The organism is Streptococcus oralis, assembly GCF_001578935.1.
Taxonomy (GTDB): Bacteria; Bacillota; Bacilli; order Lactobacillales; family Streptococcaceae; genus Streptococcus; species Streptococcus oralis_R.
Window position 1 is genome coordinate 262,428 of the sequence record NZ_KQ969521.1, and the last position, 10,278, is coordinate 272,705.

Consider the following 10,278-nt stretch of genomic DNA (forward strand, 5'->3'; position numbering starts at 1 on the left):
TTTGACAATATCTCCATCGACCTAATCTACGCTCTACCTGGTCAAACTATGGATCAGGTCAAGGACAATGTCGCTAAGGCTATCTCGCTTGATATTCCTCATATGAGCCTTTATAGCTTGATTTTGGAAAACCATACGGTCTTTATGAACCGCATGAGACGTGGGAAATTGCCCCTACCCAAGGAAGAGTTAGAAGCGGAGATGTTTGAGTACATCATCGCAGAACTGGAGCGAGCTGGTTTTGAGCATTATGAGATTTCCAATTTCTCTAAACCCGGATTTGAAAGTCGCCACAATCTCATGTACTGGGATAATGCCGAGTATTATGGTATCGGTGCGGGTGCTTCGGGTTATGTGAACGGGGTGCGCTATAAAAACCACGGTCCTATCCGCCACTATCTCAATGCGGTAGAGGCAGGAAATGCTCGGATTACAGAAGAACACCTGAGTCAAAGGGAGCAGATGGAAGAAGAAATGTTCCTAGGCCTCCGGAAAAAATCCGGGGTTTCTATGGCGCGATTTGAGGAAAAATTTGGACGGTCCTTTGAGGGACTATATGGCGAAATCATCAGAGATTTGGTTCAACAAGGTCTCATGCAGATCGACGGTGATCGTGTCCGAATGACAAAGAGGGGTCTCTTCTTAGGAGACACCGTAGCAGAACGATTTATTTTGGAGTAGAACAATGGGCTTAACTTATCAAATGAAAATGAAAATTCCTTTTGATATGGCGGACATGAACGGTCATATCAAACTTCCAGATGTGATTTTGCTGTCCTTGCAAGTATCAGGTATGCAGTCGATTGAGCTAGGAGTCAGTGACAAGGATATGCTAGAACGTTACAATCTGGTCTGGATTATTACAGATTATGCGATTGACGTGGTTCGCTTGCCTCGCTTTGCTGAGGAGATTACGATTGAAACAGAAGCATTGACTTACAATCGTCTTTTTTGCTACCGCCGTTTCACTATCTATGATGAAGCAGGTCAAGAAATCATTCGCATGTTAGCGACCTTTGTTCTGATGGACCGAGACAGTCGGAAAGTTCATGCTGTCGAACCGGAGATTGTGGCTCCTTATCAGTCCGAGTTTGATAAAAAACTCATCCGTGGGCCAAAGTATGCAAATCTAGAAGATCCAATCAGTAAAGACTACCATGTTCGTTTTTACGACTTGGATATGAATGGTCATGTCAATAATAGCAAATATTTGGATTGGATTTTTGAGGTCATGGGAGCAGACTTTTTGACCCAGTATATTCCAAAGAAAATCAATCTCAAATATGTCAAAGAAGTGCGACCAGGTGGCATGATTGCTTCAGCTTATGAACTCAAGGGACTAGAAAGCAAGCATGAGATTATCAGTGATGGCGAGATCAATGCTCAAGCTATGATTACTTGGCAAGAAATTGAAGCAAATTAGAAAGGACGATATGACATATAAAGGTTATTTAATTGATTTAGACGGAACCATTTACAAGGGGAAAGACCGAATTCCGGCAGGAGAGGCTTTTGTCCATGAGTTACAAAAGCGAGAAATTCCTTACCTCTTTGTGACCAACAATACAACCCGAACTCCTGAGAGTGTCAAAGAGATATTGGCTCAAAATTTTAATATTGATACACCTCTATCGACTGTATACACAGCAACCTTGGCAACCATCGACTATATGAACGATTTGGGACTGGACAAGACAGCCTATGTCATTGGAGAAGCGGGGCTCAAGGATGCCATTCAGGCAGCTGGTTATGTCGAAGACAAGGAAAATCCAGCCTATGTGGTAGTTGGACTGGACTGGCAAGTCGACTATGAAAAATTTGCGACGGCGACTCTAGCCATTCAAAAGGGGGCTCACTTTATCGGAACCAACCCTGACCTCAATATCCCGACGGAACGTGGTCTTTTGCCTGGTGCTGGTTCACTGATTACCCTGCTTGAAGTAGCAACACGAGTAAAACCAGTTTATATCGGAAAACCAAATGCTATCATTATGGACAAGGCAGTTGAGCACTTGGGCTTGAAAAGAGAAGAATTGCTCATGGTTGGGGACAACTACCTGACAGATATCCGAGCAGGGATTGACAATGGCATTCCAACGCTCTTGGTGACGACAGGTTTTACCAAGGCAGAAGAAGTGGCTGACGTGCCGATTGCACCTACTCATGTGGTTTCTAGCCTTGCGGAGTGGAATTTTGATGAAAACTAAACTGACCTTTTGGGGAAGTATGCTCTTTCTCCTCTCACTGTCTATCCTCTTAACCATTTATCTGGCTTGGATTTTCTATCCCATGGAGATTCAGTGGCTAAACTTAGCGAATCGAGTCTATCTAAAGTCCGAAACCATTCAGTACAACTTTCATATCTTGATGAATTACCTGACAAATCCCTTTAGTCAGGTCTTAGAGATGCCAGATTTTCGTTCGTCAGCAGCTGGTCTGCACCACTTTGCGGTGGTGAAGAACCTTTTTCACCTAGTTCAGCTAGTTGCCCTAGTGACACTTCCAAGTTTCTATTTCTTTGTTAGAAAGATTGTGAAAAAAGGCTTTTTGCCCCTATATCGTAAAAGTATCTTGACTTTAGTGCTATTGCCTCTAGTTATTGGGCTTGTAGGAGTGTTGATTGGTTTTGAGCAATTCTTTACTCTTTTCCATCAGATTCTCTTCGTGGGAGATGATACCTGGCTTTTTGATCCAGCAAAGGATTCAGTTATTCTGATTTTGCCAGAGACCTTCTTCCTCCATGCCTTTTTACTCTTCTTTGCTTTGTATGAAGGAATATTCGGTTTCCTCCTTGTTAAAGCTTCAAGGAAATAGAGGATAACATTCTGTATTTTTAATAAAAAACGAGAGAAGTTGCCCTGCTCCCTATTTATTGTTAGGTTATCCTAAAGATAAGCTTGTAAAACAGGTGATTTTTACAGAAAACAGTCTATTTTCTATGAAAAAATAGGCTTTTTTTCTAAAAATACCTAGTCAAGCGCTTTATTTTTTTGTATAATAGAAATAGCAAGTATAGATTAAAGAAGAGAAAAGCATGATTACACTATTTTTATCACCGAGTTGTACATCATGTCGTAAGGCAAAGGCTTGGTTAGAGAAGCATAAAGTGCCCTTCAAAGAGCATAATATTATGACTAGTCCTTTAACAAGAAAAGAATTACAACATATTCTTTCCTTGACCGAAAATGGTACTGATGACATCATTTCAACTCGTTCAAAAATCTTTCAAAAATTAGATATTGATGTAGAGAGTATCTCGGTATCGGAGTTGCTTCAGTTGATTGAGCAATATCCTAGTCTTTTGCGTCGCCCAATTATTATAGATACCAAACGCATGCAAATCGGTTTTAATGAAGATGAGATTCGTGCTTTTCTCCCTCGTAGTTACCGTAAACAAGAACTAAAAGAAGCAACATTGAGAGCTGGTATTGGATAGATGAACAAACAGTATAGTTACCCACTAGATTTGTCGTGGAGCACTGAAGAACTTGCTTCAGTGCTTTCTTTTTTTAATGATGTTGAAGCTGCTTATGAAGATAAGGTAGAAGCAAAAAAACTGCTAGATTCCTATAAGGAATTTAAGTCTGTCGTTCCGAGCAAAAGTGAAGAAAAGCGCCTAGGTCGCGAATTTGAAACGGCTAGCGGTTATTCCTTCTATCATGCAGTTCAATTAGCAAAAGAAAAAAGAGAAGGGAAGATTTCTCTTGGAAACTAAATTTGAATTTGCCAAACAGATTGTGCAGGAAGCTGCTGACTATATTTTGGCTCACATGAAAGAAGATTTGCAGGTTGAGTGCAAGTCTTCACCTACTGACTTGGTGACACGTTTGGACAAGGAGGTCCAGGAACTCTTGGTGGATCGGATCAAGTCCTCCTATCCTGAGGACTTGATTTGCGCGGAAGAGGGCTGTTTACGTGCTGCAGTCGGTCAAGGTTCCGTTTGGGTGATTGATCCTATTGACGGTACCAATAATTTTGTTGCCCAGCAGGAAGATTTTGCCGTGATGTTGGCCTACTTTGAGAATGGTGTGGGCAAATTTGGCATCATTTATGATGTCATGAAAGGGGATTGTTACCATGGTGGTGGTGCCTTTCCTCCTTGCCGCAATAATGAGCCCTTACCGGCTTTTAAAAAGAAACCTCTTCAAGAATTTTTAGTTGCCGGTAACTCAGGTATGTTTGAAACCAATGAGTGGGGTTTGGCGGATTTGGGGCGAGCAGCGTTGGGAGTCCGTGTTTACGGCAGTGCGGCCATTAGTTTTGCCAAGATTTTGTCAGGGCGTTTGTTGATCTATGTGACCTATCTGCAGCCATGGGATTACGCTGCGGCCAGTATCTTAGGGGAAAGTCTGGGTTATCGTCTTCTTACGGTATCAGGTGAGCCTGCTGATTTTAAAACGCGTCAGCCTGTCATGATGGTGCCAATCGAGATGCAAGAAGAGATTCAGTCTTATATCTACGAAAGGAAAGAAAACTAAATGCAATTTCCAGATGGATTTGTTGAAAAATATGAAGCGATACTAGAAGATGAGGCAAGAGATTTTCTTGCCTCTTTTAAGCAGGAAGCGGTTTCGGCTTTTCGGATCAATCCCTTAAAAGAAAGTCAGCTATCGTTTGCTGATGCCATTCCCCATACACCTTGGGGGTATTATGGTAAGGTTTCTGGGAAGTCACCAGAGCACGCGACAGGTCTTGTTTATTCGCAAGAACCTGCAGCACAAATGGTGGCCCAGGTAGCTCAACCAAGTCCTGGCATGAAAATCTTGGACTTGGCGGCAGCACCAGGTGGAAAATCCACTCAACTAGCAGCTTATTTGGCTAATCAAGGAGTCCTTGTTTCCAACGAAATTTCAAGTAAGCGTGCTAAGATTTTAGTGGAAAATATGGAGCGATTTGGAGCGACAAACGTTGTTGTGACTAATGAATCTGCTGACCGCTTGGCCAAGGTTTTTAAAGGGTACTTTGATGTGATTGTTCTTGATGCACCTTGCTCGGGTGAGGGCATGTTTCGCAAGCAGCCAGAGGCCATGGATTATTGGAGTTCCGATTATCCTAGCCAATGTGCTAGTCTCCAAAGAGAAATTTTAGAAGATGCAGTGACCATGCTTGCAGAAGGTGGTCGTTTGGTCTATTCGACCTGTACTTGGGCACCTGAGGAAAATGAAGAAATCGTCCACTGGTTGCTGGATACTTATGACTTTGAATTGCTTCCAGTTGAGCATGTGAACGGTATGGTAGCAGGAATTACTCTTCCTGAGACGGCTCGGATGTACCCTCATCATTTCAAGGGAGAAGGCCAGTTTGTTGCCCACTTGCAGTTTAAGGGAGAAAATCCAGCACCTAAATTCAAGGCTAGCAAGAGCAATCTCGGTCGTGAACAGCTGGCTTTGTGGCATGATTTTGCCCAAAAACACTTGCGAGTCAATCTAACGGGTATCTTGCAGACTTTTGGAGACCAACTCTATCTCTTGCCAGAGATGCTACCTGATCTAGGGAAACTCAAAATTGCCCGAAATGGACTTCATCTGGGGACGTTTAAGAAGAAACGTTTTGAACCAAGCTTTGCTCTGGGATTAGCCTTGAAACCAAGCCAAGTAAAACAAAGTGTTGAAATCAATGATGAGGACTTTGTAAAATATGTGGCTGGTGAGACCGTTCAATTGTCTGAAGCTCGACCAAATGGCTGGTACCAAGTTGTGGTTCAAGGAAACGGATTAGGCTTTGCCAAGGTAACGGGTAATGTTTTGAAAAATTATTACCCAAAAGGACTCAGATTCAGGTGAAAAAGCTAGTCAAAGAGTCTATTCTATGTTATAGTGGAAGTATGAGTTTTTTCTGATAGTCTTTCATTATTACTTATATTATGTGGTGGACTTAGTTTGCTCTTGGAACACGAAGTGTAAAAGGAGTAGGAGCGCTAGAATCACGATGATAAGATGATTGAGACATAAGGAAAGAAATCAGAACATTCATTATTATGTTCAAGGAGAAAAACAGTGAAAAAAAGAAAAAAGCTCGCCATGTCTCTTGCAGCTCTTTTGATGGCAGGTTCTCTAGCAGGGTGTGCTAGCTGGATTGATCGTGGAGAGTCCATGACGGCCGTTGGCTCCACTGCTCTTCAGCCTCTAGTAGAAGCAGCAGCAGATGAATTTGGCTCTAGAAATATCGGAAAAACAGTCAATGTTCAAGGCGGTGGATCGGGAACTGGTTTGTCTCAGGTTCAGTCGGGAGCGGTCGATGTCGGAAATTCGGATGTCTTTGCTGAGGAAAAAGATGGCATTGATGCGACGGCGCTTGTAGACCATAAGGTTGCCGTTGCTGGCTTAGCTGTTATCGTCAATAAAGAGGTGGATGTCACCAATATTACGACCGAGCAGCTTCGTAAAATTTTTACCGGTGAGATCACCAACTGGAGTGAATTGGGGGGGAAGGACTTAGCCATTTCAATCATTAACCGGGCAGCCAGCTCCGGTTCTCGGGCAACTTTTGATAGTGTTATTATGAATGGTCAGTCTGCCCAGCAGAGCCAGGAGCAGGATTCCAACGGAATGGTTAAATCCATCGTGTCCCAAACACCTGGAGCCATTTCTTACCTAGCCTTTGCCTATGTGGATGATTCTGTTCAAACCATTCAGTTGAACGGCTATGCGCCAACCTCTGAAAATGTGACGACCAACAATTGGCCACTCTGGTCTTATGAGCATATGTATACCTTGGGACAACCCAATGAATTGGTCCAAGAATTCTTAGCCTTTGTCCTTTCTAGTGAAGCACAGGAAGGAATTGTCAAAGGAATGGGCTACATCTCCATCAATGAGATGAAGGTGCAAAAAGATGCGACAGGAGTCGTGACTGAGATTGAAGGAGCAACCCCATGAATCATCAAGAATTAGCTAAAAAATTAGTCTCCCCTTCTAAAAATTCGCGACTGGAGAAGTTTGGAAAGGTTCTTACCTTCCTTTGTCTGTCCCTGATTGTTCTCATTGTGGCGATGATTTTGATTTTTGTAGCCCAAAAAGGCTTATCGACCTTCTTTGTCAATGGAGTGAATATCTTTGATTTCCTCTTTGGACAAACTTGGAATCCTTCAGGGAAACAATTTGGTGCCCTTCCGATGATTTTGGGTTCCTTTATTGTGACGATTTTATCAGCCCTCATCGCAACACCCTTTGCTATTGGTGCTGCAGTCTTTATGACAGAAGTATCACCAAAGGGTGCAAAAGTCTTGCAACCAGCCATTGAACTTCTCGTCGGTATTCCTTCGGTCGTCTATGGATTTATCGGTTTGCAAGTTGTGGTACCTTTTGTTCGTAGCGTCTTTGGTGGAACTGGTTTTGGGATCTTGTCAGGGATTTTCGTTCTCTTTGTCATGATTCTACCAACTGTAACCTTTATGACAACAGACAGCTTGCGTGCTGTTCCTCGTCATTACCGTGAAGCTAGTTTAGCTATGGGAGCCACTCGTTGGCAAACCATCTGGCGTGTGACCTTGAAAGCAGCACGTTCAGGTATTTTCACTGCAGTGGTCTTTGGGATGGCGCGTGCCTTCGGTGAAGCCCTTGCCATTCAGATGGTGGTCGGAAACTCAGCAGTTATCCCAACCTCGCTAACAACACCAGCTGCGACCTTGACATCTGTATTGACTATGGGAATTGGGAATACTGTCATGGGAACGGTTGATAATAACGTTCTCTGGTCACTGGCCTTGGTATTGCTCTTGATGAGTTTGGCCTTTAACAGTGTGATTAAATTGATTACGAAAGAAAGAGGAAAGAAAAACTATGCACGCTAAGAAATTTGATAAATTGGCGACGGGAATCCTCTACACCATTGCAGGTATAATCGTGGCTATTCTAGCATCCTTGATTCTTTATATCTTGGTTCGTGGTTTGCCCCATATCTCTTGGTCTTTCTTGACTGGCAAGTCATCATCTTACCAAGCAGGTGGAGGGATTGGAATTCAACTTTACAATTCCTTCTTCCTTTTGGTCATTACCTTGATTATTTCTGTTCCCCTATCTATGGGGGCTGGGATTTACCTAGCTGAATATGCCAAAAAAGGTCCTGTGACCAATTTTGTCAGAACCTGTATTGAAATCTTGTCCTCTCTTCCTTCTGTTGTTGTAGGTCTCTTTGGTTACTTGATCTTTGTAGTTCAGTTTGAGTATGGATTTTCAATCATTTCAGGTGCCTTGGCCTTGACAGTATTTAACCTTCCTCAGATGACTCGAAACGTTGAGGACAGTTTGAAACACGTTCACCATACGCAGCGTGAGGCTGGTCTGGCCCTTGGGATTTCTCGCTGGGAGACTGTGGTACATGTGGTCATTCCAGAAGCCCTTCCAGGTATTGTCACTGGGGTAGTCTTGGCCTCTGGTCGTATCTTTGGTGAGGCAGCAGCTCTTATCTATACAGCGGGACAATCCGCTCCAGCTCTAGACTGGTCTAACTGGAATATTCTCAGTGTTACCAGTCCAATCTCTATCTTCCGTCAAGCAGAAACCTTGGCTGTCCACATCTGGAAAGTCAACAGTGAAGGAACCATTCCAGATGGAACCATTGTATCAGCAGGTTCTGCTGCTGTGCTCCTCATCTTTATCCTCATCTTTAACTTTGGAGCCCGCAAACTCGGAAGCTACCTACATAAGAAATTAACCGCTGCCTAAAGGAGAAGCCATGTCAAAATATAATTGGGATGAAAAGCATATCATCACCTTTCCTGAAGAGAAAGTGGCCCTCTCTACTAAGGATTTACATGTTTACTACGGTAAAAAAGAATCCATCAAGGGCATCGATATGCAATTTGAAAAAAATAAAATTACGGCCTTAATTGGCCCATCTGGGTCAGGAAAATCAACCTACCTTCGCAGTCTCAATCGCATGAATGATACTATTGATATTGCCAAGGTCACAGGTCAAATCCTCTATCAAGGGATTGATGTTAATCGCCCAGAAATCAATGTTTATGAGATGCGTAAGCACATCGGAATGGTCTTCCAACGACCAAATCCCTTTGCCAAGTCTATCTACCGCAATATCACTTTTGCTCATGAACGTGCAGGAGTTAAGGACAAGCAAGTCTTGGATGAAATTGTCGAAACCTCTCTCCGACAGGCTGCCCTTTGGGACCAGGTCAAAGACGACCTCCACAAATCAGCCTTGATGCTTTCTGGTGGTCAGCAACAACGTCTTTGTATCGCTCGTGCCATCTCTGTTAAGCCAGATATCCTCTTGATGGATGAGCCTGCTTCAGCATTGGATCCGATTGCGACAGCCCAGCTGGAAGAAACTATGTTGGAATTAAAGAAGGACTTTACCATCATCATCGTTACCCACAGTATGCAGCAGGCTGCGCGTGCGAGTGACTACACAGGATTTTTCTACTTGGGTGATTTGATTGAGTATGATAAGACATCCAATATTTTCCAAAATGCTAAGTTACAGTCAACCAATGACTATGTAACGGGACACTTTGGTTAGAAAGGAAACGGTATGTCAGAAGCGATTTTACAGGTGTCAGACCTGTCCGTTTATTACAATAAAAAGAAGGCCTTGAATAGTGTTTCCCTTTCTTTCCAACCCAAGGAAATAACGGCCTTGATTGGTCCTTCTGGGTCAGGAAAGTCTACCCTGCTCAAAGCCATCAACCGCATGGGCGATCTAAATCCTGAGGTGACAACAACTGGATCAGTAGTCTATAATGGTCATAATATCTACAGCCCCCGCACCGATACGGTTGAATTGCGTAAGGAAATCGGTATGGTCTTTCAACAGCCCAATCCCTTCCCTATGTCTATCTACGAAAATGTTGTCTATGGGCTACGTATCAATGGGGTCAAGGACAAGCAAGTTCTTGATGAAGCAGTAGAAAAGGCCTTGCAACGTGCTTCTATCTGGGATGAAGTAAAGGATCGTTTGCATGATTCGGCCATTGGTCTCTCAGGTGGACAACAACAACGTGTTTGTGTTGCTCGTGTCTTAGCAACCAGTCCGAAAATTATCCTCTTAGATGAACCAACTTCAGCTTTGGATCCTATTTCTGCAGGTAAGATTGAGGAAACCTTGTATGGTCTGAAGGATAAATACACCATGCTCTTGGTAACGCGTTCGATGCAACAGGCCTCACGTATCTCTGATAAAACAGGATTTTTCCTAGATGGAGATTTGATCGAGTTTAACGATACGAAGAAGATGTTCCTAGACCCACAAAACAAGGAAACAGAAGATTATATTACAGGAAAATTTGGATAAGGAGATAAATGATGTTACGATCTCAAT

General features: G+C 43.1%; 13 protein-coding genes. All 13 read left to right on the forward strand.

Going from position 1 to position 10,278, the window contains the following annotated elements; translation table 11 throughout:
• A partial coding sequence (locus SORDD15_RS01315) for a coproporphyrinogen-III oxidase family protein (RefSeq protein WP_081102334.1) occupies positions 1-681 on the forward strand: 681 nt, incomplete at its 5' end.
• A 4-nt stretch (positions 682-685) separates the two neighbouring features.
• Complete coding sequence (locus tag SORDD15_RS01320) at positions 686-1,423, forward strand: acyl-[acyl-carrier-protein] thioesterase (protein ID WP_061413686.1); 738 nt, start codon at positions 686-688, stop codon at positions 1,421-1,423.
• Positions 1,424-1,433: 10 nt separating this feature from the next.
• Positions 1,434-2,207 carry a TIGR01457 family HAD-type hydrolase gene (locus SORDD15_RS01325; RefSeq protein WP_061413688.1) on the forward strand — a complete coding sequence of 258 codons (774 nt, stop codon included), beginning with the start codon at positions 1,434-1,436 and terminating at the stop codon, positions 2,205-2,207.
• A complete protein-coding gene (locus tag SORDD15_RS01330; protein ID WP_061413690.1) occupies positions 2,197-2,814 on the forward strand; it encodes a TIGR01906 family membrane protein in 618 nt (205 codons plus the stop codon). The genes SORDD15_RS01325 and SORDD15_RS01330 overlap by 11 nt, the downstream gene beginning before the upstream one ends.
• A 220-nt stretch (positions 2,815-3,034) precedes the next feature.
• Positions 3,035-3,436: a Spx/MgsR family RNA polymerase-binding regulatory protein gene (locus tag SORDD15_RS01335; RefSeq protein WP_061413692.1), complete on the forward strand. Its 402-nt coding sequence runs from the start codon at positions 3,035-3,037 to the stop codon at positions 3,434-3,436.
• On the forward strand, positions 3,437-3,715 hold the full coding sequence (locus tag SORDD15_RS01340; RefSeq protein WP_001041959.1) for a UPF0223 family protein: 279 nt from the start codon (positions 3,437-3,439) through the stop codon (positions 3,713-3,715).
• Positions 3,705-4,478, forward strand: a complete 774-nt coding sequence (locus tag SORDD15_RS01345; protein WP_061413694.1) for an inositol monophosphatase family protein — start codon at positions 3,705-3,707, stop codon at positions 4,476-4,478. Before SORDD15_RS01340 ends, SORDD15_RS01345 begins: the two co-directional genes overlap by 11 nt.
• Positions 4,479-5,783 carry an RsmF rRNA methyltransferase first C-terminal domain-containing protein gene (locus tag SORDD15_RS01350; protein ID WP_061413696.1) on the forward strand — a complete coding sequence of 435 codons (1,305 nt, stop codon included), beginning with the start codon at positions 4,479-4,481 and terminating at the stop codon, positions 5,781-5,783.
• 213 nt (positions 5,784-5,996) lie between these two features.
• Positions 5,997-6,878: a phosphate ABC transporter substrate-binding protein PstS gene (locus SORDD15_RS01355; RefSeq protein ID WP_061413698.1), complete on the forward strand. Its 882-nt coding sequence runs from the start codon at positions 5,997-5,999 to the stop codon at positions 6,876-6,878.
• Positions 6,875-7,792, forward strand: coding sequence for a phosphate ABC transporter permease subunit PstC (gene pstC, locus SORDD15_RS01360; protein WP_061413700.1), 918 nt, complete (start codon positions 6,875-6,877; stop codon positions 7,790-7,792). Before SORDD15_RS01355 ends, pstC begins: the two co-directional genes overlap by 4 nt.
• Complete coding sequence (gene pstA / locus SORDD15_RS01365; protein WP_061413702.1) at positions 7,782-8,666, forward strand: phosphate ABC transporter permease PstA; 885 nt, start codon at positions 7,782-7,784, stop codon at positions 8,664-8,666. Before pstC ends, pstA begins: the two co-directional genes overlap by 11 nt.
• Positions 8,667-8,676: 10 nt before the next feature.
• Positions 8,677-9,480, forward strand: coding sequence for a phosphate ABC transporter ATP-binding protein PstB (pstB, locus tag SORDD15_RS01370; RefSeq protein ID WP_061413704.1), 804 nt, complete (start codon positions 8,677-8,679; stop codon positions 9,478-9,480).
• Between the two features lie 12 nt (positions 9,481-9,492).
• A complete protein-coding gene (pstB, locus tag SORDD15_RS01375; RefSeq protein WP_001287329.1) occupies positions 9,493-10,251 on the forward strand; it encodes a phosphate ABC transporter ATP-binding protein PstB in 759 nt (252 codons plus the stop codon).
• The last annotated feature ends 27 nt before the right edge of the window (positions 10,252-10,278 follow it).

Bases quoted from the DNA above. Each gene is read 5' to 3' on its own strand.
- pstA (WP_061413702.1), top strand. From the start codon at position 7,782: ATGCACGCTAAGAAATTTGATAAATTGGCGACGGGAATCCTCTACACC.
- pstB (WP_061413704.1), top strand. From the start codon at position 8,677: ATGTCAAAATATAATTGGGATGAAAAGCATATCATCACCTTTCCTGAA.
- SORDD15_RS01350 (WP_061413696.1), top strand. From the start codon at position 4,479: ATGCAATTTCCAGATGGATTTGTTGAAAAATATGAAGCGATACTAGAA.
- SORDD15_RS01320 (WP_061413686.1), top strand. From the start codon at position 686: ATGGGCTTAACTTATCAAATGAAAATGAAAATTCCTTTTGATATGGCG.
- pstB (WP_001287329.1), top strand. From the start codon at position 9,493: ATGTCAGAAGCGATTTTACAGGTGTCAGACCTGTCCGTTTATTACAAT.
- SORDD15_RS01335 (WP_061413692.1), top strand. From the start codon at position 3,035: ATGATTACACTATTTTTATCACCGAGTTGTACATCATGTCGTAAGGCA.
- SORDD15_RS01330 (WP_061413690.1), top strand. From the start codon at position 2,197: ATGAAAACTAAACTGACCTTTTGGGGAAGTATGCTCTTTCTCCTCTCA.
- SORDD15_RS01340 (WP_001041959.1), top strand. From the start codon at position 3,437: ATGAACAAACAGTATAGTTACCCACTAGATTTGTCGTGGAGCACTGAA.
- SORDD15_RS01325 (WP_061413688.1), top strand. From the start codon at position 1,434: ATGACATATAAAGGTTATTTAATTGATTTAGACGGAACCATTTACAAG.
- pstC (WP_061413700.1), top strand. From the start codon at position 6,875: ATGAATCATCAAGAATTAGCTAAAAAATTAGTCTCCCCTTCTAAAAAT.